23 protein-coding genes and 1 tRNA gene are annotated in these 22,699 nt (G+C 55.6%); 17 read left to right on the plus strand and 7 right to left on the minus strand.

Annotation, left to right across the window (positions count from 1 at the left end):
* The first annotated feature begins 16 nt into the window (after positions 1-16).
* From ACR0EN_RS18550 to ACR0EN_RS18575, 6 genes are all read left to right on the plus strand, one after another.
* Entirely contained in the window at positions 17-1,459 is a 1,443-nt protein-coding gene (locus tag ACR0EN_RS18550; protein WP_170819121.1) for an aldehyde dehydrogenase family protein, read from the plus strand.
* Complete coding sequence (locus ACR0EN_RS18555; RefSeq protein WP_170819122.1) at positions 1,459-2,436, plus strand: membrane dipeptidase; 978 nt, start codon at positions 1,459-1,461, stop codon at positions 2,434-2,436. Before ACR0EN_RS18550 ends, ACR0EN_RS18555 begins: the two co-directional genes overlap by 1 nt.
* Entirely contained in the window at positions 2,436-4,118 is a 1,683-nt protein-coding gene (locus tag ACR0EN_RS18560) for a hypothetical protein (protein ID WP_480588240.1), read from the plus strand. The genes ACR0EN_RS18555 and ACR0EN_RS18560 overlap by 1 nt, the downstream gene beginning before the upstream one ends.
* Entirely contained in the window at positions 4,115-4,744 is a 630-nt protein-coding gene (locus ACR0EN_RS18565) for a DUF3726 domain-containing protein (RefSeq protein WP_480588242.1), read from the plus strand. Before ACR0EN_RS18560 ends, ACR0EN_RS18565 begins: the two co-directional genes overlap by 4 nt.
* Positions 4,745-4,757: 13 nt before the next feature.
* Entirely contained in the window at positions 4,758-5,768 is a 1,011-nt protein-coding gene (locus ACR0EN_RS18570) for an Ldh family oxidoreductase (protein WP_170513784.1), read from the plus strand.
* 77 nt (positions 5,769-5,845) lie between these two features.
* Positions 5,846-7,663, plus strand: coding sequence for a BCCT family transporter (locus tag ACR0EN_RS18575; RefSeq protein ID WP_170514568.1), 1,818 nt, complete (start codon positions 5,846-5,848; stop codon positions 7,661-7,663).
* 621 nt (positions 7,664-8,284) lie between these two features.
* Here ACR0EN_RS18575 and ACR0EN_RS18580 read toward each other — a convergent pair.
* The 6 genes from ACR0EN_RS18580 to ACR0EN_RS18605 form a co-directional block, all read right to left on the minus strand.
* On the minus strand, positions 8,285-8,899 hold the full coding sequence (locus tag ACR0EN_RS18580) for a YidC/Oxa1 family membrane protein insertase (RefSeq protein WP_170398434.1): 615 nt from the start codon (positions 8,897-8,899) through the stop codon (positions 8,285-8,287).
* Positions 8,900-8,943: 44 nt separating this feature from the next.
* Positions 8,944-10,392, minus strand: coding sequence for a class I SAM-dependent methyltransferase (locus tag ACR0EN_RS18585; protein WP_480588244.1), 1,449 nt, complete (start codon positions 10,390-10,392; stop codon positions 8,944-8,946).
* Complete coding sequence (locus ACR0EN_RS18590; RefSeq protein ID WP_170398438.1) at positions 10,361-10,588, minus strand: hypothetical protein; 228 nt, start codon at positions 10,586-10,588, stop codon at positions 10,361-10,363. The genes ACR0EN_RS18585 and ACR0EN_RS18590 overlap by 32 nt, the downstream gene beginning before the upstream one ends.
* Positions 10,581-12,086, minus strand: coding sequence for a hypothetical protein (locus ACR0EN_RS18595; protein WP_170819127.1), 1,506 nt, complete (start codon positions 12,084-12,086; stop codon positions 10,581-10,583). Before ACR0EN_RS18595 ends, ACR0EN_RS18590 begins: the two co-directional genes overlap by 8 nt.
* An 814-nt stretch (positions 12,087-12,900) precedes the next feature.
* The gene (locus ACR0EN_RS18600) at positions 12,901-13,512 is read right to left on the minus strand and encodes a DUF6538 domain-containing protein (protein WP_480588270.1); all 612 of its coding nucleotides are present in this window, start codon (positions 13,510-13,512) and stop codon (positions 12,901-12,903) included.
* A gap of 82 nt (positions 13,513-13,594) precedes the next feature.
* A tRNA-Thr gene (locus ACR0EN_RS18605) sits at positions 13,595-13,669 on the minus strand.
* An 83-nt stretch (positions 13,670-13,752) separates the two neighbouring features.
* On the opposite strand from ACR0EN_RS18605, the gene ACR0EN_RS18610 reads away from it, so the two are divergent.
* The 10 genes from ACR0EN_RS18610 to ACR0EN_RS18655 all read left to right on the plus strand — a co-directional run bounded on the left by ACR0EN_RS18610 (position 13,753) and on the right by ACR0EN_RS18655 (position 20,451).
* Positions 13,753-13,908 carry a hypothetical protein gene (locus tag ACR0EN_RS18610; RefSeq protein WP_170425679.1) on the plus strand — a complete coding sequence of 52 codons (156 nt, stop codon included), beginning with the start codon at positions 13,753-13,755 and terminating at the stop codon, positions 13,906-13,908.
* 6 nt (positions 13,909-13,914) lie between these two features.
* Positions 13,915-15,183 carry a UDP-N-acetylglucosamine 1-carboxyvinyltransferase gene (murA, locus tag ACR0EN_RS18615; protein WP_480588246.1) on the plus strand — a complete coding sequence of 423 codons (1,269 nt, stop codon included), beginning with the start codon at positions 13,915-13,917 and terminating at the stop codon, positions 15,181-15,183.
* Complete coding sequence (locus ACR0EN_RS18620; protein ID WP_170408222.1) at positions 15,180-15,656, plus strand: DUF2948 family protein; 477 nt, start codon at positions 15,180-15,182, stop codon at positions 15,654-15,656. Before murA ends, ACR0EN_RS18620 begins: the two co-directional genes overlap by 4 nt.
* The gene (locus ACR0EN_RS18625; protein ID WP_170819129.1) at positions 15,653-16,174 is read left to right on the plus strand and encodes a GNAT family N-acetyltransferase; all 522 of its coding nucleotides are present in this window, start codon (positions 15,653-15,655) and stop codon (positions 16,172-16,174) included. Before ACR0EN_RS18620 ends, ACR0EN_RS18625 begins: the two co-directional genes overlap by 4 nt.
* Before the next feature lie 60 nt (positions 16,175-16,234).
* Positions 16,235-17,536, plus strand: coding sequence for a histidinol dehydrogenase (gene hisD, locus ACR0EN_RS18630; RefSeq protein WP_170819130.1), 1,302 nt, complete (start codon positions 16,235-16,237; stop codon positions 17,534-17,536).
* A gap of 98 nt (positions 17,537-17,634) precedes the next feature.
* Entirely contained in the window at positions 17,635-18,114 is a 480-nt protein-coding gene (locus ACR0EN_RS18635) for a UPF0262 family protein (protein WP_170398457.1), read from the plus strand.
* Between the two features lie 3 nt (positions 18,115-18,117).
* Positions 18,118-18,570 carry an arsenate-mycothiol transferase ArsC gene (locus ACR0EN_RS18640; RefSeq protein ID WP_170398460.1) on the plus strand — a complete coding sequence of 151 codons (453 nt, stop codon included), beginning with the start codon at positions 18,118-18,120 and terminating at the stop codon, positions 18,568-18,570.
* Positions 18,571-18,572: 2 nt separating this feature from the next.
* Complete coding sequence (locus tag ACR0EN_RS18645) at positions 18,573-18,971, plus strand: ketosteroid isomerase-related protein (protein WP_170819131.1); 399 nt, start codon at positions 18,573-18,575, stop codon at positions 18,969-18,971.
* Positions 18,964-19,557, plus strand: coding sequence for a GNAT family N-acetyltransferase (locus ACR0EN_RS18650; protein ID WP_480588249.1), 594 nt, complete (start codon positions 18,964-18,966; stop codon positions 19,555-19,557). Before ACR0EN_RS18645 ends, ACR0EN_RS18650 begins: the two co-directional genes overlap by 8 nt.
* Positions 19,558-19,701: 144 nt before the next feature.
* On the plus strand, positions 19,702-20,451 hold the full coding sequence (locus ACR0EN_RS18655) for a hypothetical protein (protein WP_170819133.1): 750 nt from the start codon (positions 19,702-19,704) through the stop codon (positions 20,449-20,451).
* Between the two features lie 68 nt (positions 20,452-20,519).
* Here the strand turns inward: ACR0EN_RS18655 and ACR0EN_RS18660 are convergent, their stop codons facing one another.
* Positions 20,520-21,293 (minus strand): FadR/GntR family transcriptional regulator, encoded by a 774-nt coding sequence (locus ACR0EN_RS18660; RefSeq protein ID WP_170819134.1) that lies wholly within the window; start codon positions 21,291-21,293, stop codon positions 20,520-20,522.
* A gap of 330 nt (positions 21,294-21,623) precedes the next feature.
* Between ACR0EN_RS18660 and ACR0EN_RS18665 the strand changes: the two genes are divergently transcribed.
* Positions 21,624-22,676, plus strand: coding sequence for a TRAP transporter substrate-binding protein (locus ACR0EN_RS18665; RefSeq protein WP_480588252.1), 1,053 nt, complete (start codon positions 21,624-21,626; stop codon positions 22,674-22,676).
* The last annotated feature ends 23 nt before the right edge of the window (positions 22,677-22,699 follow it).

Consider the following 22,699-nt stretch of genomic DNA (forward strand, 5'->3'; position numbering starts at 1 on the left):
GACTCTGGGGCGCATTGTGACCAAACTGAACCTGATCGCTGGCGAATGGCTGGCAGGCGAAAGCGAAATCGAAAACCGCAACCCTTCTGATTTGACTGACCTAGTTGGTATGTTCGCGCAAGCCAGCAGCGACCAACTTGAAGCGACGCTGGATCAGGCGCGTGTCGCGCAAGCTGAATGGGCTGCCTATGGGCTGGAACGTAAGCAGGCAGTTCTGAACGCCATCGGTAACGAGCTGATGACCCGCGCCGAGGAACTGGGCACTTTGCTCAGCCGGGAAGAGGGCAAACCGCTGGCCGAAGGTAAGGGCGAAGTCTATCGAGCGGGTCAGTTCTTTACCTACTACGCCGCTGAATGTCTTCGTCAGATTGGGGAAAACGCTGACTCTGTTCGCCCCGACATCGAGATTGACGTGCGCCGCGAAGCGGTGGGTGTTGTCGCCATTATCAGCCCGTGGAACTTTCCCACCGCGACCGCTTCGTGGAAGATTGCGCCCGCGCTGTGCTATGGCAACGCTGTAGTGTGGAAACCGGCGAACATCACCCCGGCCTCGGCCGTGGCACTGACCGAAATCATCGAACGGCAGGACATTCCCAAAGGTCTGTTCAGCCTCGTTATGGGCTCAGGCCGCAGCATCGGGCAGCGTTTGGTCGAAAGTCCTAAGGTCAACGCGATCTCTTTCACCGGCTCGGTTCCAGTAGGCAAGGGCATCGCGGCGGCGGCGATCCAGAACCTGACCAAAGTTCAGATGGAGATGGGGTCCAAGAACGCGCTGGCCGTGATGGACGACGCGGATTTGGATCTTGCGGTTTCGCTGGCATTGGGCGGCGCATTCGGCGGCACCGGTCAGAAATGCACCGCCTCGTCGCGGCTGGTGGTGCATGCAGGCATCCATGATGCTTTTGTCGAGAAACTCGTCGCAGGCGCGCAGGCGATGAAAGTTGGCCACGCGCTGGAAGAAGGTGTTCAGATGGGCCCCGTCGTAAGCCAGCAGCAACTAGGCGAGAACCTCACCTATGTCGATCTGGGTAAATCTGAAGGGGCCGAACTGGCCTGCGGTGGACAGCGCCTAGAGATGCCGCATGAGGGCTTCTACATGTCGCCGGGCGTGTTCCTGAACACCACAAACGACATGCGCATAAACCGCGAGGAAATGTTCGCGCCGCTGACCAGCGTCATCAAGGTTGGCAGCTATGACGAGGCGCTGAGTGTGGTGAACGACACCAATTTCGGCCTGACTTCGGGCATCGTGACTAAATCGCTGGCCCGTGCCACCCATTTCCGCCGCAATGCGCGAACTGGTGTGGTGACGGTGAATCTGCCTACGGCAGGCACCGATTATCACGTACCCTTTGGCGGTCGCGGCGACAGCTCTTACGGGCCGCGCGAACAAGGCAAAGCAGCGGCAGAGTTCTATACCACCGTCAAGACCGCCTATATCAGCGCGGGCCCCGTCTGATGCGTATCGACGGGCTGCAATATGCCAACTGGTCGGAGAAGATTTTCCGCCAACTGCGCGAAGGCGGCGTGGATGCGATCCACGTCACCATCGCTTATCATGAGAATTTCCGTGAAACCGTTCTGAACTTTGAGAAGTGGAATCGCTGGTTCGAGCAATACCCGGACCTGATCATGAAAGGCCGTTGGGCCAGCGACATCGACATCGCGCGCGAAACGGGGCGGACGGCTGTGTTCTTCGGGTTTCAGAACCCATCCCCGATCGAAGACGATATTGGTCTGGTTGAGGTTCTGCATGATCTTGGCGCCCGCTTCATGCAGCTGACCTATAACAACCAGTCGCTGCTGGCGACCGGCTGTTATGAGGCCGAAGACACCGGCATCACCCGCATGGGCAAGCAGGTGATCAAAGAGATGAACCGCGTGGGCCTTGTTGTCGATATGAGCCATTCGGCGGATCGGTCGACCATCGAAGCGACGGAATTGTCCGAGCGCCCCATCGCCATCACCCATGCCAATCCGCACGAATGGTCACCTGCTTTGCGCAACAAGCGCGATGCGGTGATCCGGGCGGTGACGGAAAATGGTGGGATGCTGGGCTTTTCGGTCTATCCTCATCACCTCAAGGACAAGTCCGACTGCACGTTGGAGAGTTTCTGTGAGATGATCGCCCGAACGGCTGAGAAATACGGTGCCCAGCATCTGGGGATTGGCACCGACCTGTGTCAAGATCAGCCCGACAGTGTGGTTGAATGGATGCGCGTGGGGCGCTGGACAAAACAGATCGACTATGGCGAGGGTTCGGCCTCGGCCCCCGGTTTCCCGCCAATGCCGGGCTGGTTTCGGGACAATCGCGACTTCGGCAACATCGAGTCCGGCTTGCGCGCCACTGGCATGAACTCCGACGAGGTCGCGGGGATCATGGGCGGCAACTGGTACCGCTTCTTTGCCGATAATTTTGGGCCACAAGGCATATGATGGACCAAAGCCCGCATATCGCACGCCGCGACCCGGCCACTGTGATGCGCCTGTCCCGTTTGGGATCGTTGCATCAATGCCGTGTTAGTTTTATGCGGCAATTGACCCGTCGGATGGCTGCCGAAAACTGGACATTCACCCGCCCGGTCTTCCAGATTGATGAAAAGGGCGTCGGTCACGCGGTCTACACCGCACAAGGTCCCGAACGCGCTTATTCGTTGGTGGCGTTTGCCCATGATTTGCCACCCGAGCAACGCTCGGATCGTGTGATCGCCGAGGCATGGGACGCGACCTTTGCGTTGTTTGACGGAATTCCTGACCCGGAAGACATTGAGCGGCTTTCGCAAAACGTACCTCTGCAAGAGGCCGGGCGTGTAAGCGAAAGCGAGCTGTCCTTGTCGCGGGCCAACCGCTCGGTGCGTCTGTGGGCACATGTTGTGGATCGTCTTTCCACCGGTCAGCAGCCCGACCTCGAACAGATTTACAAGGTCGGTTACCTGATGCGGACAACCGCCGTGTATGGCTCGGGCAAGTTCGGCGCGGCAGATCGTGAGAGGATTGCAGACCGAGACGAAGTCAGCGCGCCATTTCAGGCCGAGATGCTTTCGGTCTACCTGACGCGGACCTTCGTGCGCGATCTGGTGCAACATATGGCCCGCACCAAGGGTGGCGACCAGACCGCAGAGTTGAGCCCGGAAGTCGCGCGTTGGCTGGGTATAGGCAATTCGACCGGGCTAGGTATGGCACCTTTCATCGTCAATCACCCGATCCTGTTCAACAACTGGATCATGGTCCGGGAAGAGGCGATCTCGCGGGTTCGGTCCATTGAGACCGCAACAGAGGCAGAAGCGGCCAAGTTTCGCAACATCTTCGCCCGTAGCAAATTGTCGATCTCGTGGTGGAAGTCCGAGCATCCAATCCAGATCGAAAAGCTCGCGGCGCTGAATGCTGACTTGTGCGCAATATCGGACTATCTCGACAAGACCGATCTGACGGGCAATCAGCCGTGGGACCGCTTGATATTGTGGTCTCAGGCTACGCTCAGCGAAGAAGGGCAGGAGTTGTTGGCCTCGCTGATCCTTGAACCCTACGGTGAACTGGTCGATGGGCTGACCAGCTGTATGGCAGACAGCAACGGTGCGGCGCATGTGATTGATGGCACGATGACCGTTGGCGCGGTGCGCGACCTGATCCGCGCCTGCTTTGGCTGGGCAATGGATCTGGACTGGAACGCGCCCGAACACTGCGCGCGCGCTTGGTATGTGTCCGAGGAAAAGCTCGAGCCCCGGCTGGGTGAGCGGTTTGACGAACCGATTGCAGACTACGAACAGCCGCTTGCCCCGGCGCGCGACGCGGCTCTGGCCGAAAGCGCGCTTTCGGAATGGACGGATGGTGCACCCATCGCCGAGTTCCTACTTGAACACCCTGAACACCGCCACACGATCCGTCGCGCGCAAATGAGTCGCGTCGCGCCTTACGGCGAAATTCGCGACAACACGATCAGCGCGGATGTTCTGCCGATCGACATGCTGCGTGCCAAACTCTCGTTCTTTGGCGCCACGCATTTCGATCCTCGTTCAGACCGCTGGGTACGTATCTGCATGTATGCTGGCGCGCCTTATCCCGAAGAGTTAAGCAGCAAGACTGCCGATCTGTGGGTCTATCCGGAGCTTGCACCGTGAACGTATCGCTGAACGAGATCGAAGCCACGGCCAAACGCGCCGCGCGCGGGGCCGGATACCCATGGGGTCTGGCGGAAGAGGCGGGCAAAGCCACGCGTTGGTTATGCGCGCACGGGATGGATGGCGCGAATTCCCTGGCGCAATTGTTGGAGCAAGGTCTGGCAGCCTCACTTAAGGATCACCGCCCGGTTGCGATGCAACCGGTTTGGGCGGGGCAAGGCGTGCTTTGCCCGATCATTACGGGCGCGTTGCTTTCTGATCGGTCTGACCTGCTGCACGCAGGTCCCATACGTATCCAGAAGCTCGCAGTACCTGTTTTTCTGCTGGCCTTCGTAGCCTCGGCGGCACGCGCCCAGAATATCGTGATCACGCATACGTGCGATCTGTTCAGGGCCGCAACGGATGGCGATCGTCTGGAGGCGGGGCAGGATTGGCCATCGTTTTCTGATCACACCCAGATCACGCTGGGCGGCCAACTTACCACCCCTCGACCGCACGTGACCCGCGCAACCCCGGACCCGGTTTGCTGGGACACCCTCAACCGATTTGCCCATCGCACCTACGCGCCTGCTACCGATGAATCCCGACTGTTGGGTGCCGGCGCTGGCCTGTCCGACAATGACTGAATGAGAGAGCGACATGATCGAAACCCGTACCCTTAGCCTAGCTGAAATCGAGGATCTTTCTTTCCGTGCGTTGGTGTCCGCGGGCACCAGCGAAGAAAACGCGCGCCCATTGGCAATTGCAACCGCCGCAACCGAGGCGGACGGGGTAGCGAGCCATGGTCTGGCCTATATCCCGATCTATTGCGAACATGTTCAGTGCGGCAAGGTAGATGGGCAGGCCACCCCTCAGCTGTCCCAGCCGCGCCCCGGCGTAGTGACGGTCGACGCGGCAACCGGGTTCGCCCACACGGCGATCGACGTTGGGTTCGAGGCATTGATCGCTGCGGCGCGCACGCAGGGCGTTGCGGTGTTGGCGATCTGCAACAGCTATAACTGTGGCGTGCTGGGGTATCACACCTACCGGCTGGCACAGGCTGGTTTTGTGGGGCTTGGGTTCACCAACGCGCCCGCCTCCATCGCGCCGTCCGGGGGTGCCAAGCCCGTGGTCGGGACCAATCCGTTCTCAATCGCAGTCCCCGGAAACGATGGCCAACCCGCATTACTGATCGATCAAAGTGCCAGCACCATCGCAAAAAGCGAGGTCATGAAACACGCACGCGAAGGCAAACCAATCCCGGTTGGCTGGGCGTTGGACGCAGATGGCAACCCTACGACCGACCCGAATGTTGGGCTTAAGGGTTCCATGGCCCCATCGGGTGGGTACAAGGGGGTTGGCGTTGCCCTGATGACCGAGGTTTTGGCTGCAGCGCTGACCGGTGCCACGCTTGGGATACACGCCTCACCTTTTTCGGGAACCGCCGGTGGGCCTCCGAAAACAGGCCAGTTCTTTATTGCAATTGACGCTTCTGCGACTGCGGATGACGCATTTTCTTCCAGAATTGTCGATCTTGTCGAAGCGATCCGATCTCAGAACGGCGCACATTTGCCCGGTGACGGCCGCCAGGCAAAGCGTTTGGTGGCCAAGAACGATGGTGTGGCTGTCAGTGTAGCGACCCTCGACAAAATAGAAGCTCTGCTGACGTAGGGCTCGATGGCGAAGCTCCGGGACGCTCATGAAGATCTTTCTGGAAATCAGGACACGTGCGAATAGGGAGGAAACACATGTCTATGAAGGAACCTTTTACCGATCTGGAGATCAAGCGATCTTCGGGCGGGTTTTATGAAGGGCACAGTGTTGAGATTGCCTTGCTGAGCAAGTCAATCATGGTCGCGCTGGTTATCTGGGCGCTTGTCTGGCCCGCAAATGCAAACGGAGTTCTTGGAAGCCTGAACTCGCGTCTGCTGGAAGATTTCAACGCCTTCTATATCATTATTGTCGGCTTTTTTGTCTTTTTCCTGTTTGTCGTGGCGGCGCTGCCGCAAACCGGTAAGCGGCTTATGGGCCCAGAGGGCGAAAAACCAGAATTCTCGGATTTCTCATGGTTTTCGATGATGTTTGGCGCGGGCTTGGGCGTCGGTCTCATGGTGTTCGCTACCGCTGAGCCTTTAGGGCTGTGGGGATCGAACCCGGTTGTCATCGCGGGCGATGTCGTCGGAAATAGCGAAGACGCATTGCAGTCGGGATATCGCTACACTTTCTTGCATTACGGGTTTCACGCCTGGGCGATCTATGTGGTGACCGGCCTGTCGCTGGCCTATTACGCCTACACGCGCAACATGCCCCTGACTATTCGCACCGCGCTGACACCTCTGTTCGGCAAGCTGATGAACGGCTTCCTGGGCCACGTCGTGGATGTACTGGGCGTGGTGGCAACCATTTTGGGTGTTTCAGTTACCATCGGGTACGGGGTTTCGCAGTTCATCGACGGCCTATACGCCATTTCGGGTATGGAATGGATGATGGATCTGACCGGTGACGCACCAGCCCCCAGCACTGTTGGTCTGCTGGCTGGCCTCATTGTGATCATGGGCCTCTCGATCATCTCGGCTGTCTCTGGTGTTGGTCGCGGCGTCAAGTACCTGTCTAACCTGAACCTGGTGTTGTCGCTGATCCTGTTGCTGGTCTTTGTTGTCTTTGGGTCGTTCCTGTTCGCGATGACGACTTACGCAACTGCATTTGTCGATTACATCCAGCATTTCATTTCGCTCAGCTTTGGTGCTTTCAATCCGCAATCGGCGGCGGCGTTTGATGCTGCCCTGCCGAGTGAAGCAGCGCCGTTTGCCGATGCGCTTTATGCCGGTGCGACCAATCCTTGGGGATCGTTTGACGGGTTCAAATCTGGCCTGGAAGGCGATGCCGCCGCGCTGCCGGAATCTGTTCTGGCTTCGGTCTACGCCGCAGGTGATCCGGGTCGGCAGTTTGGCTGGCAAGCGGGCTGGACCACGTTCTACTGGGCCTGGTGGATAGCGTTTTCGCCGTTCGTCGGCCTGTTCCTGGCGCGCATTTCCAAAGGACGCTCTGTGCGTGAGTTCATCATCGGTTGTGTCTTTGCCCCTGCGCTGGTCTGCTTTGCGTGGATGACCATTCTGGGTGGCACCGCGATCGATCTCGAACTGAATGGCACCGCCGAAGGCGCCATCATCGGGGCGTCGAACACCGCCAAGCTGTTTGTCACCTTGCAAGAGATGATCACCGGTGGGCTGTTGTCTGGCATCACCGTGATGTGCGTCATCCTGATCATGACCTTCCTGGTTACCTCGGCGGACTCGGGCATTCTGGTGATGAACACCATCATGTCTGGCGGAGATCAGAACATCGGCAACAAGCACAAGATCGTCTGGGGCCTTATCCTGACAGCGGTGATTGGCGCTCTGATCCTCGCTGCGGGTGAAAACAATCCGATGGACGCCTTGCGAAATGCGATGATCATCGGTGCGCTACCCTTTACGATGGTCATGGGCCTGATGTGCATAGCGCTCGCCAAGGCGCTTTATCGCGATGGTCTGAGGCAAAAGCAGACCACAGCACCTGCGGAATAAACCTAGGCACGGGCGGTTGTGATGCAACCGCCCGCTGTCGTCAGGCGCTTTTGCGCGCGTCAACTTCAACTCAATTCAATGAAAATGCCAGTGGCAGAGACGCCACGTTTTCGTGCACCATTCGAGGCATTATGTCGGACGTGAAGATGGTGTGCCCGGAGGGAATTGAATTTGGATGAGGGAGTTCCAATACATTGATTTAATGATATAAAACCATACGTAGAGCAGCTATATGTGGCGGTCCTGCGGAGGCGTATTGGCCAATATCATGACTAACATAAGCTACAATGTAACTTCGGCAATTGTTGAAGGAATATCCTTCGCAAGCTTCTCGATAGCCGAACACTTGCACCTACGCGTCCTCGCATTTAGTCAGGATATCGTGAATGCACCGGGCAGCCTTCAGCTCAAAGCAAAGTTACTCTACAAACTTTGCAGATTCTCAGATACGCACCAAACATCATTTCGCCACCGTTTCTACAGCGAACTTTATTGGTCAGCTAAATAATAGCTGCCTCCTGTAACCGTGAATTCGCTGCCGGACGACACTGGAGCTGTCTCCTAAAACGGGAGAGGCAATCTGGCGCGAGACACAGGTTGTCGCCAACCGAAAGTTCACCTCTAACGAGGATTCTGGCTTCTCGCCGCAAAAAAGATGATCCCGGCACAAATGTTCATGCTAATCCAGTAGAGTATTAGTGCAGATGCAAGTGAATAGACCAACGCAAAAAGAACAACCGACACGATTAAGTAACGGATCAATTGATCCTTTTGGTTATGCCAGCGCAATAGGGCCTCGCTAATTCCAAGGAGCAACATTAAGATAGGGAGTAAATTTAATCCAAAAAACAGATGATCTTGTTCCGAAAGATCACTAATTAACAAAAAGCTAACGCCTTTCAATTCATCCGAGCCTCCAAAAATAAAGATCGCCGAAATCAGAAATGGAAGCATAACAACGAACGATGTTCCGGCGACGATCGATTTGATTGGATGATAGCCGTGTTTTTCATAAACTTTTTCAACTACTTCGAATCGCTTTTCGCCTTTTAGCCCAGCAGCTTGCTTTGCGATATCGATGTCGACCAACTGCTTGACCGCAAGAAATTTATCCTCGGACTTTTTCGCCCACTTCTTAAGCGGGATGGTCAAAATCGAGATCACCATTGCAAGCAGAATTATCGATAGCCCAGCAGAATTCGTTGCAGTCCACATCAAATCGAACAGCAAGTCCATCGGATATATAACCGGCAACAGGACCGTATAAACAACATCCCCTATCACTGTGGCTCAATATGGTAAATCACGCGCTTACCGCCTTTGAGGTCTTTGGAAGTACGCACTTTAAAGCGCTCTTTTAGCTCGTGCTCGAAGGCCACGCGGTCGTAATCCAGATACTGTTCCGTTTTGTTCTGCAGCAATTTGACGACCATCTCGTCGTGCCGATCAACGAACTCAATAACGATGTCGCAATTGAAAGACCGCAACCAGTCTAGGAACAATGCCATCGGGATATTGGCAGAAATCCGAATGTGGTGGATAAGGGCCAGAACCAGAATTGCATCTGGATTGGCGCGACTGTCGAATGAAGAGCGTTCCTTGCCTGCCCATCCCTGATTGGGGGAGACGTTGGACAAATCCAGCACTAACGGCAAGATGTTGTTGTGCACCGAGTGACTGGATTCATGCATAAACAGTTTCTGGACCGCATCGTGGTCGCCATCAGCTGCAATGACCAAGTCTGCATGTTCCGCAGCAATTTTTGAAAAAGTGCCTGTGTTGCAGCCGATATCCATTAGGCAACAAGGTTTCTTTTCTTGTACGAACTTTTGTACGAAACCTTTTTTCGCTTGGAGTTCCTCGTCATCGTAAGTGTGGGTTTTGTCGTATTCCGACCAGTCCGTGTGCTCGATGTTCACAGAGAGCGACTTGACCAGTCGCGTTACACTTTCAACAAGTGCCAGAACGTATTTTCGACTGACTTTGCGCTGACTTCGGTCCTGAGCGGGAACGGCATCGCGTTCACGCGCCTCAATCCGCTTTTCTACGCGAGCAGGTAGCATGATGTGGCTAGCGACACCGCGCTTGAAACGGGAGAAACCTCTGAAAAAGTTCGCAGCCTCAACCGGAGGTATACCGTCCAAGTAGGACCGTAATAATGGAAGGTGATTGATGCCCAGATGACTACGCATCATCAACGGCGTCAGAAAACAGCAACAAAACTGTCGGTATGCCAACCAGGGTTCGCCTTCCTGCCAAGGCACAAACGATGGGATGTCAATAAAGACTGGTGCCGTACCTTCAAACTGGATGTTAAAAGGTGTTGAGTCCTTAATGGTCCACCCAGCTTCCAGCGCGTCGGTCAAGATACGCAGATGCAATAGAGCCGCTCGTCTTAGCATGGCGAACGACCATTCGTAAGAGTAAGAAACGATCGAGACAGGCTCATGCTGCATCACACCTGCCCATCCGGCTTCTAGGATTTCCTTTGCAACAGGATCGTCAGGCGCGCAAAGCTTGGTTTTTACAACGCGCTTTTCGATCTCAAGTTGTTGGTAGAAGGGCTCAGTCTGGAGCTTTTTGAAGTTCTCAAGCGTTTTACTGTCGACGCCTCGAAAAATAGCAGAACTGCCATTTTCGGGTAAGTCAATTGTATATACACGGCTGCTGGGGTCACGAAAGGAGCCACTGTTTGCCTTAGTCATCGAGCGCTCGACTGTCTTCTTCATCGCTTTTTGTGCCAAATATCTTTCGCTTCAGCTTATAGAAGTACTTGCGGAACGTGTAAGCAATCGCTGCGAAGAACCCGAGAATTGTGGTTACAATGACGCTCCCCGAACCTGGATCCACGTATGCCAGAGCAACGGATGGGTGCACAATGGCAGCGGCAATGATGAGCAATGCCAATTTCTTGCGGCTATTCATATACATAGTCCTCGAATTTATCACTTACGCCGTCAACGCTTTGGTTGATTCTATAGACTTGATCCAGTTCCTGATAGCGACCCTCGGTCAGGCACTTTAAGATTGCTTCCGCACCTTGAACGCTCGTCGTATACGTCTGCTCATTTCTCAGGTCCACATAGGTTTTACAACGCCCCTTCGGAAAAACGCCCCCTAATATCCCAAAACGATCATGTACAAAGAACTCTGGGTCTTTCGCAAAACGGGTCTCCCAAGTTCCGCGGCTCCTCCATGGGCCGTGATCTCCAAAAATGTACAGAATCGCTGTCGGGTCCTCCCGTTCAAGTTGATCCAGCAGCCGTTTCATGGTTTGCTGTGCTTCCTCAGAGCGTTCCATATAGAAGCCATTAAATGCGGCGTCGGCATCTTCATCCTCGATGAAAAAGTCCTTGCCCGTGTGGCCGGGGGAGTAGATCGAAGCGAGCAAGAATTGCGGCTTCCCCTGACGCGAAAGGTAAGACACAAAATCCAACACAAATGAGGATTTGTCTACCTTTCCATCGGCTTTTTTGTTGTCAAGGAAACGGCAGAGGCCAAACAAGGATACCTGTCGAAACTTGCTGTCATTGAATTCACACGCACCTGTTGATTGAGACGGGATGTGATACCTGTCCACGAAGCGACCCTGTTCGTTGCCAAAGTACTTTCCACTATAGGCCGTGTTGATTTCATAGCCGTTGTTGCGGAAAATTGCATTTAGGCGACCGTCATAACCACCCCGATATAGCTCAAAACTCTTACGCTTTCCGCGATCGAACTCATTAACGTCCATCCCTAACATCAAATTCATCGCATATCTTGTTGGAACGCGAACTGAGAACAAGTTCTGGAACCGATCCATTCTGGTATAAATCGGCTCGTGGAAAGCAGTTTCCTCGATGCCCATATAGCGCGATGTCAGGCTTTTGGGATGTATTGAGTCAAACGAGATAAAATAGACATTCGGCTTCGTTGCAAACGTGATGTTTTCAATGCCCGAGAACTTTTTGTTTTTAATTTTCCAAGGTTCTTCAAATCCTTCCAGTAGTTCCTTACCGGGGATAGCGACAAAAACAAGGGCCGTAAAAATAGCTACGATTAACTGCCCCTTGATGCCCAAGCTTAAGGCGATATACACTAGGTATGTTGCTAGAAGGCAAAGGCCAGCCATTGCTATCATCGGAAGCAATACGAATGCTTCGACCATCGACCAATTAATCGAAAAAACAGCGGCAGCGAAAAGCACACCCGTCAGAGCTCGGGCCGCTAGTGCAAGCTTTGAAGGCAACAAATTTGCAACGACAACCATTGCAATAAGGGCGGAAGAACAGGCCAGAAAGGCTGTTCTGATGTAGTCTAACTCAACGGGGCGAAATTCATTTCTAGCGCTGAAAACTGTATCCAGCGTAAAAATCGATAGCGCTACAACCAATATGAATGCGCTTAAGAAAATACCCAGGAGTCTTTTGCGATTATTCATTGCAGAGAAATCAACTTTCGGTCTTCAGACGAGTGTTTAGTAAAAAGTACCATTTTCTTCAATTGCGGGTGGTTAAGCCTGGTTGAGAGCTCGAGAGGGACCGGTACTACACACTAGGGCTTTTGAAAAGTAGTTAGAGACAGTTCCGAGAGATTTTTAACGTGTTTTGCAGATCGGTCTTCGATGCAATCTGATTGGAACTGGCTCGCAGGCTCTAGTGATTTGGTTTTCTTCCGTTGGACTGGTCCTCCACTATGTTTAGGAAACCGGAGGAGGCACATGGCAGACAAGCGATCGAAGCCCGAGGAGACTGTCACGAAATTGCGACAGATTGAAGTTCTGGCTGGGAAAGAGGTGCCACCTTTGCCTAACGTGAGGAGCATCGAACGTCAGAGCCAGCCGTCTCGATGTGACCAAAAGGTCCCGTAGGGATCACATTGAAATAGACCGGTCTGGCACCTTGACGGGAGATCTCAGCCCAGGCCCAGGCCATTCCGCAGCTGGTTCAAAGTCGTCATAATCGTCCACCACGTCATCACCCATGTGGACGTACCGCTTTAGTTCAATGAGGCGGCAGCGGCATGCATTAGTGCAAAGACAGAACTGCACCTCGTCGGTACCTAAAGGGCGCTTATTGATCGTCCATCGGTAGCTTCAATCCTTTTTCGTCTCGAAGGTAGTCACACTAATCTGCAATGTCCTTAGGCCTTACTCGAGAGATATCCTCGTGCCCCGGATAGGCAGCCAACGTGTCTTTCTTATGAGCGAAGTCTCAATTGTTGCATACATTCCCGTTGCTCAGGTGGTCTTTCTGTCACCGCTCCGTGAGATGGGTGAGTGCTGGGCCTTCTGCCGCCTTTTTTTTTGATACGCCTTCGGGTTCCCATTCGGGGAAACGCATGACCTGAGGGTCCGGGGTGAAATCGCCTTCCGTTCTCTTCAACTGCTGGCTAGCCGCCTGCATCCAAGACCTGTGGACTTCACGTAGTAATCGCGCACGCGTCGGTTCGTCTACAGCAATACCTTCTTCCGCCAGTATTTCGTCAGCGACATCTCCGTACCATTTTTTAATGCCGCCTTCGGTAGCTTCCGCTTGTTGGCTCAGGTGCAGTACACGGTTCCGTATCTCAGGTTCACCCGGTTCGCTATCTAGCATTTCCATCAGGCGGAAATTCACGCGACCAGAAAGAGCAACGATCTTTTTCAAAGGGAGGGTTTCAGGCTTTGCCCGCAGGCACGCCCACTGCTTTTGGATTTTGGCGTATTCAGCCGCAAATCTCTCTTTGGCCTCTGCAGGGTCTCTGGTGCGGAGTGACTTTGACACCTCGGCACGGTCGACGATTCCCTTAAGGTCCGCCGGAACTCGCACCCTGTTGTAGTATATTCCGCTGTTTTTGTCTTTGCCTGGTGTAGGCATGATAAGCATCACTGTGTAGAACTCCTATGTAGGAGACTGCAAGCGCAAGCCGCTGTTTTATCGTAAGTTTCTGATGTAAATAAGGAAATCATGGTGCTGCTGGAGAGAATTGAACTCTCGACCTCTCCCTTACCAAGGGAGTGCTCTACCTCTGAGCTACAGCAGCGCTGTGGGCGGGTGATTAGACTCAAACGAAACGCGGCGCAAGGGTGTCTGGACGGTTTTTTTCTACTCCTGTAGAGAAAGGCAATGGCAGACAAAAATTCACCTAAAAAACACGGCAAGTCCGGGGAAACGCGCGAAGACCGTCTAAAGGCGGCGCTAAAAGCGAATATGGCGCGGCGCAAGGCTCAGGCCAAGGCGCGAGCCACCTCCGGGGACAAAGCCGGCAAGGACGAGGGATAAGAGCAAATGGATTCGATTCTGGTAACGGGCAATGGCCCGCTGAACGGGCAGATTCCCATTGCGGGGGCCAAGAATGCGTGTCTGACGCTGATGCCCGCGACCTTGCTCAGCGAAGAACCGCTGACGTTGACCAATGCGCCGCGTTTGAGTGACATCAAGACCATGACGGCGCTGCTGCGGTCGCTGGGGGCCGAGGTGTCTTCGCTGCAGGATGGTCAGGTCATTGCGATGTCCAGCCATGACCTGAACAGCCACACGGCGGATTATGACATCGTGCGAAAAATGCGCGCTTCGAACCTGGTGTTGGGGCCGATGCTGGCGCGGCTGGGGCAGGCCGTGGTGTCGCTACCTGGTGGATGTGCCATTGGCGCGCGCCCGATGGATTTGCATGTCGAAGGGCTTGAGGCGCTGGGCGCCGAGATCGAGCTTAGAGATGGCTATCTGCACGCGAAGGCGTCGGGCGGGCTGAAAGGTGCAGTGCATGAGATGCGCTTTGCCTCGGTTGGCGCGACCGAGAACATCGTCATGGCCGCCACGCTGGCCAAGGGCACCACGGTGCTGAAAAACGCCGCGCGCGAGCCCGAGATTGTCGATCTGGTCGAATGCTTGCGCAAGATGGGCGCGCAGATTTCGGGTGAGGGGACCTCGACCATCGAAATTCAGGGTGTCGATCGTCTGCACGGCGCGACCCATCAGGTGGTGACCGACCGGATTGAGCTGGGCACTTATATGCTGGCCCCGGCGATCTGCGGGGGCGAGGTTGAGCTGCTGGGCGGGCGCATGTCGCTGGTCGAATCCTTCGCCGCCAAGCTGGATGCGGCGGGGATCAGTGTTTCTGAAACCGACAAGGGGCTGAAAGTTTCTCGTAAGAACGGGCGTGTGACCTCGGTCGATGTGGTCACCGAACCCTTCCCCGGCTTCCCGACCGATCTGCAGGCTCAGATGATGGCGCTGATGTGCACTGCCGAAGGTGTGTCCGTGCTTGAAGAGCGTATTTTCGAGAATCGCTTTATGCATGCGCCCGAACTGGTGCGCATGGGCGCGAATATCGAGGTACATGGCGGCACGGCCACCGTAACCGGGGTCGAACGATTGAAAGGTGCTCCGGTGATGGCGACAGACCTGAGGGCCTCGGTCTCGCTGATCCTTGCCGGAATGGCGGCGGAAGGTGAGACGGTTGTCAGTCGGGTCTATCATTTGGACCGCGGATATGAACATGTGGTGCGCAAGCTGGAAGGCGTGGGCGCAAAGATCGAACGGATTAAAGGTCAATGACAGACGCGAGTTTCAAAGACGGCCGCGAGGCACCGCTGAACCTTGGAGCCGAAGATGCCGATGACCTCCAGGTGATTGCGACCCTGACGCAGGATGCGGTTTTCCCGGTGACCGAGATGACATGGCAACCCGGCCAGCGCCGCTTTGCGCTGTTGCTCAATCGCTTTCGTTGGGAAGACAAGGATGCCGCTGCCCGGCGCGGTCGCGCCTACGAGCGGGTGCAGGCCGTTTTGATGTTCGGCTCGGTTCTGTCGGTAGCCAGTCAGGGCATCGACCGCAGCGACAAGGACATGATCCTGTCTCTGCTCTCGGTCGAATTCGAGCCAAGCGAGGATGGTGCGGGGCAAATCCTGTTGACCTTGGCAGGCGACGGCGCGATCCGCCTGTCGGTTGAGGCCATCGATGCAACGCTCAAGGATGTGACGCGTCCCTACAAGGCGCCTTCTGGACAAGCGCCCCATCACCCCGAGTGAAGAATAAACGTGGCATCGCTCAGGCCTTCCCGAATCCGCCACGCGGCATCGCGGTGCGGCGGGCAACCGTGTTTGATGTATTCGACATCAGCCGTGTTCTGATCCGATCGATCCGTGACCTCTGTCGGGCGGATCATCTGGATAATCCCGAAAACCTTTCCCGCTGGTCTGCCAATAAGGATCCGGCTTCGGTCCGAAACTGGATCGATAGTGGAGCAATCCTTTGGGTCGCTACGCAAGTGGGAGTGGTTACTGCCGTGGGCGGTATAAGTGGCGAGGGTGAGATATCTCTGCTCTATGTCGATCCCGATCACGCAGGGCGCGGGCTCGGAGCAGCGCTGCTGCACCGGTTGGAAGAGGAACTGCAAGCACGTGGCGCCTCTGAGGCGCATCTGCACGCGACCAAAACGGCACATTCGTTCTATCTGGCGCACGGCTGGCATGATGTCGGCGACCCGACGGAATGGCACGGCATCCCCCAATTCCCGATGCGCAAATCGCTGCAACCAGCGGCCTAAGGGTTGAGGCCACCCGGCCCGGGCGATAAGACCCGTTGAAACGCTTCCGGAGTCTCTCACATGCCCGTTTTCCTCGATACGACCTCCGCCGATTTCGAACCTGCATTTCAGGCGCTGTTGTCCGCCAAGCGCGAGGACAGCCCCGACGTGGATGCGGTTGTGGCGCAGATCATCGATGATGTGCGGACCCGTGGTGATGCTTCGGTGATCGAACTTACCGCGAAATTCGACCGGCTGGAGCTGACGCCCGAGACCATGGCCTTTTCATCCAATGAGATCGCCGAGGCCGTCGCGCAGGTCACGCCCCAGGACCGCGCCGCGTTGGAACTGGCTGCAGAACGCATTCGTGCATATCACGAAAAGCAGATGCCCGAGGATCATCAGTGGACCGATGAGGCAGGCGCAACACTCGGCTGGCGCTGGTCGGCGGTGTCGGCCGCGGGGCTTTATGTGCCGGGCGGATTGGCTTCATACCCGTCGTCGGTTCTTATGAACGCAATACCTGCGAAGGTGGCGGGCGTAGACCGGTTGGCCATTGTCGTCCCCACACCTGAGGGTCAGGCAAACCCGTTGGTCCTGCTGGCGGCACAACTGTCGGGCGTGGATGAGATTTATCGCATCGGCGGCGCGCAAGCTGTGGCCTCGCTGGCTTATGGCACCGAAACCATTGCGCCGGTCGATAAGATCACCGGCCCGGGCAACGCCTTCGTGGCCGCCGCGAAACGCCGTGTATTCGGCAAAGTCGGCATCGACATGATCGCGGGCCCCTCGGAAATTCTGGTCATTGCAGACAAGGACAACGACCCCGACTGGATCGCGCTGGACCTGCTCAGCCAGGCCGAGCATGACGAAAGCGCCCAATCCATTTTGATCACGGATGACGCAGAATTTGGTCAAGCCGTGACGCAAGCGGTGGAAAAACGTCTTGAGACCCTGCAACGCCGCGCCATCGCCCGGGCCAGCTGGCGCGACTTTGGTGCCGTAATCACTGCGCGCGATCTGGACGAGGCTGCCGCGTTGTCCAACCGCATCGCGCCCGAACATCTGGAACTCTGCGTGGCCGACCCGGTGGCGTTAAGCCAGCAAACGATCCATGCCGGTGCCATTTTCCTTGGCCAGTACACGCCCGAAGCCATTGGCGATTATGTCGGCGGCCCCAATCACGTGCTGCCCACAGCGCGTTCGGCGCGCTTTTCGTCTGGCCTTAGCGTGATGGATTTTCTCAAACGCACAACGCTCAGCCAGATGACACCCGAAGCTTTGCGCGCCATCGGCCCGGCGGCTGAAACGCTTGCGCAATCCGAAAGCCTCGAAGCGCATGGCCTGTCCGTTTCGGCGCGCCTTAACCGGCTGAATGGCTGAAGTGACGCAATGACTTGGCACGCATGGCGCTTCTGTACGTTGCTCAATGAAAATCGTTGTTATAGGTCTGTGCAGACGCAAGGATTGTGACCGTTAAGATGACCCGTATTTCGCATATCGAACTGGACGACCGAAATCTGCCCCCGCCGACACCGGAGATCGAGCAGGAGCGGAAGGTCGCCATATATGATTTGCTTGAAGATAACTCGTTCACGCTGCCAGCGCGCGACGATCGGATGATCCCCGACGGGCCCTACCATGTGCAGCTATCAATCCGTGACAAGCGACTGGTTTTCGATATCGCCACCGAAGCCAGCGAGAAGGCGGCTGAGTTTCATCTGTCGCTTGGTCCATTCCGGCAGGTCGTAAAAGACTATTTTCAGATCTGCGAGAGCTATTTCGATGCGGTGAAAACACTGCCGCCCAGCCAGATCGAAACGATCGATATGGCTCGGCGCGGCATCCACAACGAAGGCAGCCGCGTGTTACAGGAAAGGCTGGAAGGCAAAGCTGAGGTTGACACTGATACTGCCCGCCGCCTCTTTACGCTCATCTGCGTCCTTCATTTTGGAGGCTAACGGGTGACGCCTCTGCCGCAGTCCATTCTGTTCTGTTGCGACCACAATTCGGTTCGGTCACCCATGGCCGAAGGCATCATGAAGAAGTTTTACGGCACCGGCACCTATGTGCAATCCGCCGGTGTGCATAACGATCTTGAGATCGATGGGTTCTGCATCGCAGCCTGTCAGGAGATTGGCGTTGAGCTGTCCCGTCACCGCTCGCGTTCTTTTGACGAAATGGAGCAATGGGGCGATGACCTCAGTTCATTTGATCTGATCGTGGCCCTGTCACCCGCCAGCCAGCGAAAAGCGCTGGAACTGACGCGTTTTTTTCACCTCGATGTCGATTATTGGCCAATTATGGACCCTACCGGACTAGGTGAAACCCGCGAGGACAAGCTACGTCATTATCGACAAACCCGAGATCAGATCATCGCGCATCTGAAAGACCGCTGGGGTGAACCGACGGAGTAAACATGAACCCGACCGTGCAAACTTATTTTGATGCCTTCAATGCCGGTGACGTGGATGGCATGCTGGCCTGCCTGTCCGATGACGTGGCCCATCATGTCAACGAAGGTCAGATTCGCGTCGGCAAAGAGAAATTTGCCGCCTTCTGCGCGCATATGAACCGCTGTTACCGCGAGAACCTGACGGATATCGTGATCTTTGAAGCCGAAGGCGGTACCCGTGCTGCGGCTGAGTTCATCGTCAACGGAACCTATCTGGAAACTGATGAAGGTCTGCCAGAAGCGTATGGGCAGACTTACCGCTTGCCTGCGGGTTCGTTTTTTGACCTTAACGACGGGAAGATCACCCGCGTGACCACGTTTTACAACCTTGCGGACTGGACCAAACAGGTCTCGAATGGCTGAGATTTCGCAGTTCCGCGCAATGACCGGATCGACATTGGTCGACGCGTTGGATGAAGTCGCGCGCCTGCGGATCGACGTATTTCACGCCTGGCCATATCTCTATGATGGCGATCTGGAGTATGAGCGCAAATACCTGCAGTCTTACGTCGACAGCGCCAGGGCCATCGTTGTCGGAGCGTTCGACGGTGATACTTTGGTGGGTGCTTCGACGGGTGCACCCTTGACGGATCACGCCGACGATTTCGCGGCCGCGTTCGAAGGCTCGGGCCTGTCGCTGGGCGATATCTTCTATTGCGCAGAATCGGTTCTGCTGCCGGAGTATCGCGGACAGGGCGCAGGTCACACGTTTTTTGATCTGCGCGAAGCCCACGCCCATGCGATGGGATTCACCAAAAGCGCCTTCTGCAGTGTAGTACGCCCTGACGACCACCCCATGCGACCAGATCATTACCGCCCGTTGGATGCCTTCTGGCGCGCGCGGGGTTATGTGCCGCTTCCTGGCGTCGTGGCGCAATTCTCGTGGAAGGATCGAGGCGACGATTGCGAAACCCAAAAGCGGCTTAAATTCTGGATTCGGGATTTATAAGCCATCCATGCGCGTCGCGCCGGGTGTTTGAAACGGGTTGTGGCATTGTGAGTTGGCGATGACATGTGCGGCCGAATTTGCCTGAAGCATCCTGTGATTGTATAGTTTCACTTATTCAATTGCGCGTTTTCATGGGGAAATTTGATGAAGTCCGTTTTCAATCGCCTGATTCCGGCCTTGGTGCCGCTGACTTTGATCACCGGTTGTGCCTACGAGAACAGGGCCTTTAATGCCGAGCAAACCGTGCTGTCGAATACATCGGGAGACGTTATCCAGCACGCTGTTGGGATCGGGGGTGCGTTTGAAACGGCACCAAAAACATTTCAGTCCACAAGCCTGTTGCTTGAACGCGGTCCTATTCGTACGTCGTATTATGCGCTGCAACTTTCAGATGCCTACAAAAGGCTGGGCGACGAAGCAGCGCGCAATCGGGACCTGACAGCGGCGGCACTGATCACTGTAGCAGGCGGTGCCGCGCTTGGAAGTGCGGCCTCGATCTCAGGGAAAGACCTGGCCTTGGTCTTGGCCGGTGGAGCTTTGATCAATGAAGGCGTTAAATACGTAAACCCTAACAGCGCGGCGCAGGCTTTCTACGTGGCATCCGAGTCAATGGCGTGCGCAAGCACTGCGATCGCCGCCCATGTACCTGTGGACACTCCACCTGACATTCGTGTGTCTTCTCTGACCCTTTGGTACATTCGAAAAATTGAGGTTTTGCTGCGCGCGGGATTGAAGCGGGACGTACCGGACTGGAACACGTTGCTCAAAAACCTTGGTTTGACGAGGCAAGGAGCCAATGACGTGGACGCTCTGCGAGCTGGAGACATAAACCTTAGTGCATTGGAAGAAGACTTGGAAAAGTGCCTGAGGCGAGAACCGGTCGAGAAAGGTTAAGCCAAGGCTCTGTACGTCGTGCGGGGGACTTTTCCGTAGAACAAAAAAATACGCCTCTGTTTTTGACTTCAATCCGAAAACTGCCGCCGTTTTGCTGCGCGGATCTCGCGAGCTTGTTGTTCTTGTCCAACGCGAAATGAATCCTCGACGAAATCCATATGCGTGCGTGCAGCGGTTTCTGCGCGGTCCGGGTCGCCGTCGATGATGGCCTGCGCGATTGCCTTGTGCTGATCAAGCAGTGCTTCACCCGTGCCGTCCATCGAGCGCAGGAAGCGGCGGTTGTAGAACACGCCTTGGCGCGTGAGGTCATAGATGGATGCCATCATGTGGATAAGGGTCGTGTTTTGGCTCGCATCGACAACGGCGGCGTGCAGTCGAAAATCAGCCTCTTCACTGGCATCCTGATCATCATTCTTCCAGGCTCGCTGCATTTCATCGATGATTTCAGCAATCCGTTCCTTGTCGGATTGTGTAGCGCGCTGTGCGGCGAGGCGGCTGGCAAAGGCCTCTTGCTCGCGCCGGTATTCAAGATAATCGTAGAAAGCACTGCCGTGTCGGGCATAGAGAGACAGAAGGGCGGGCGACATGGCACGACCGGTCAGTGGGGCGATAAAGGTGCCCTCGCCATGTCGCACGGTCACCAAGCCGCGATTTTCGAGGATTTGGAGTGCTTCGCGCAGCTTGGGGCGTGAAACGCCTAGGGCTTCCGCAAGCTCCCGTTCAGACGGGATTCTGCGACCCTCTTTCAGGATTCCATCAACAATCATTGTCTCGATTTGTGCGACGACCGCATCGGCAATTGATTCGTGACCAACGGGATCAAAGAGGCTGTTCGTGCTCATAATTCCTGTCCGGTAGTTAGATTAAAGATCGTCGAAGTTGTTTATAATATTTACCACTAGCTTTCGACATTGCAAGAAAAACTACCCAAAAATACGGATGCTCGCTGCGCGTATAAGCGTTTGTTTTTATTGAGTGTCGCAAAATTATTCGAAAATTCCAGGTTATGAAAGGTCAATCTTGGTTAAGAGCCACACCACCGCGGTGTAGCCAAATTGGTAAATAAAATTGTTGACTGAATGATAAGGTAAACAATATTTACCACTTAAGCCGTGCTCGCGGCGAGAGTGACAGCCAGACCACCGGCTGATCTTTACCTTGGAGGAGAACCCATGAAGACCACCCTGACATCGCTTGCCGTTGCGGCCTCGCTGCTGGCAGCCCCGGTTGCCCACGCGGCGGATAAGATGCTGCTGAAAACCCCAATCGCGTTTTCAACCGCTCTACCGGGCCTCGGCTCGCCGATCCCGCGCGTGGCCGAACAGCTGGACCTGATGTCCGGCGGCACGCTGAAGATGAAGGTTTACGAACCGGGCAAGCTGGTCCCGCCGTTTGAAATTCTGGATGCGGTGTCTTCAGGCAAGATCAACTCGGGCTATACGACCGCCGGCTACTGGGCGGGCAAGATTCCGGCCGCGCCGCTGTTCTCGGCCGTTCCGTTCGGGCCGGAGGCGGGCGAATACATGGCGTGGCTGTACTATGGCAACGGCATGAACCTGTATCAGGAGATGTATGATCAGGCAGGCTTCAACGTCCATGTCATTCCCTGCGCGATCATTGCCCCTGAAACCTCGGGCTGGTTCGCGAATGAGATCAACAGCCCCGAGGACCTGAACGGCCTGAAGATGCGCTTTTTCGGTTTGGGTGGCGAAGTGATGCAGAAGCTGGGTGTGGCGACGTCACTGCTGCCCGGAGGTGAAATCTTCCCGGCGCTGGAAAAAGGCGCGATCGACGCGACCGAATTCTCGATGCCTGCGATCGACGCGCGTCTCGGCTTCCACAAGTTGGTCAAGTACAACTACTTCCCCGGCTGGCACCAGCAAGCGACGGTGTTTGAACTGATGATCAACAAGGACGTCTGGATCGAAGCCAGCGATCAGCACAAAGCGATCATCGAAAATGCCTGTAAGGCTTCGATGGCTGACAGCTTTGCCGAAGGTGAGGCGATCCAACACGCTGCGCTGCTGGACAACGTTGAAAACAATGGTGTTCAGATCAAGCAGTGGAACGACGAGATGCTGTCGACCTTCCGCGCGACCTGGGAAGAGGTTGCCGCAGAACAGGCCGCCAACGACGAATTCTTTGCCAAGGTTCTGGCCGACATGAACGAATTCCGTGACGGTTATGCGGTCTGGAAAGAGAACGCATTCCTCCCCCGCAAGTAAATTTGCCGCTTGCGATTATCCGG

The organism is Ruegeria sp. AB7 (assembly GCF_056542625.1).

Coding starts and splice junctions, on each gene's coding strand:
- ACR0EN_RS18555 (WP_170819122.1), top strand. CDS start 1,459: ATGCGTATCGACGGGCTGCAATATGCCAACTGGTCGGAGAAGATTTTC.
- ACR0EN_RS18560 (WP_480588240.1), top strand. CDS start 2,436: ATGGACCAAAGCCCGCATATCGCACGCCGCGACCCGGCCACTGTGATG.
- ACR0EN_RS18570 (WP_170513784.1), top strand. CDS start 4,758: ATGATCGAAACCCGTACCCTTAGCCTAGCTGAAATCGAGGATCTTTCT.
- ACR0EN_RS18575 (WP_170514568.1), top strand. CDS start 5,846: ATGTCTATGAAGGAACCTTTTACCGATCTGGAGATCAAGCGATCTTCG.
- ACR0EN_RS18580 (WP_170398434.1), bottom strand. CDS start 8,899: ATGGACTTGCTGTTCGATTTGATGTGGACTGCAACGAATTCTGCTGGG.
- ACR0EN_RS18585 (WP_480588244.1), bottom strand. CDS start 10,392: ATGAAGAAGACAGTCGAGCGCTCGATGACTAAGGCAAACAGTGGCTCC.
- ACR0EN_RS18590 (WP_170398438.1), bottom strand. CDS start 10,588: ATGAATAGCCGCAAGAAATTGGCATTGCTCATCATTGCCGCTGCCATT.
- ACR0EN_RS18595 (WP_170819127.1), bottom strand. CDS start 12,086: ATGAATAATCGCAAAAGACTCCTGGGTATTTTCTTAAGCGCATTCATA.
- ACR0EN_RS18600 (WP_480588270.1), bottom strand. CDS start 13,512: ATGCTTATCATGCCTACACCAGGCAAAGACAAAAACAGCGGAATATAC.
- ACR0EN_RS18610 (WP_170425679.1), top strand. CDS start 13,753: ATGGCAGACAAAAATTCACCTAAAAAACACGGCAAGTCCGGGGAAACG.
- murA (WP_480588246.1), top strand. CDS start 13,915: ATGGATTCGATTCTGGTAACGGGCAATGGCCCGCTGAACGGGCAGATT.
- ACR0EN_RS18620 (WP_170408222.1), top strand. CDS start 15,180: ATGACAGACGCGAGTTTCAAAGACGGCCGCGAGGCACCGCTGAACCTT.
- hisD (WP_170819130.1), top strand. CDS start 16,235: ATGCCCGTTTTCCTCGATACGACCTCCGCCGATTTCGAACCTGCATTT.
- ACR0EN_RS18635 (WP_170398457.1), top strand. CDS start 17,635: ATGACCCGTATTTCGCATATCGAACTGGACGACCGAAATCTGCCCCCG.
- ACR0EN_RS18645 (WP_170819131.1), top strand. CDS start 18,573: ATGAACCCGACCGTGCAAACTTATTTTGATGCCTTCAATGCCGGTGAC.
- ACR0EN_RS18650 (WP_480588249.1), top strand. CDS start 18,964: ATGGCTGAGATTTCGCAGTTCCGCGCAATGACCGGATCGACATTGGTC.
- ACR0EN_RS18655 (WP_170819133.1), top strand. CDS start 19,702: ATGAAGTCCGTTTTCAATCGCCTGATTCCGGCCTTGGTGCCGCTGACT.
- ACR0EN_RS18660 (WP_170819134.1), bottom strand. CDS start 21,293: ATGAGCACGAACAGCCTCTTTGATCCCGTTGGTCACGAATCAATTGCC.
- ACR0EN_RS18665 (WP_480588252.1), top strand. CDS start 21,624: ATGAAGACCACCCTGACATCGCTTGCCGTTGCGGCCTCGCTGCTGGCA.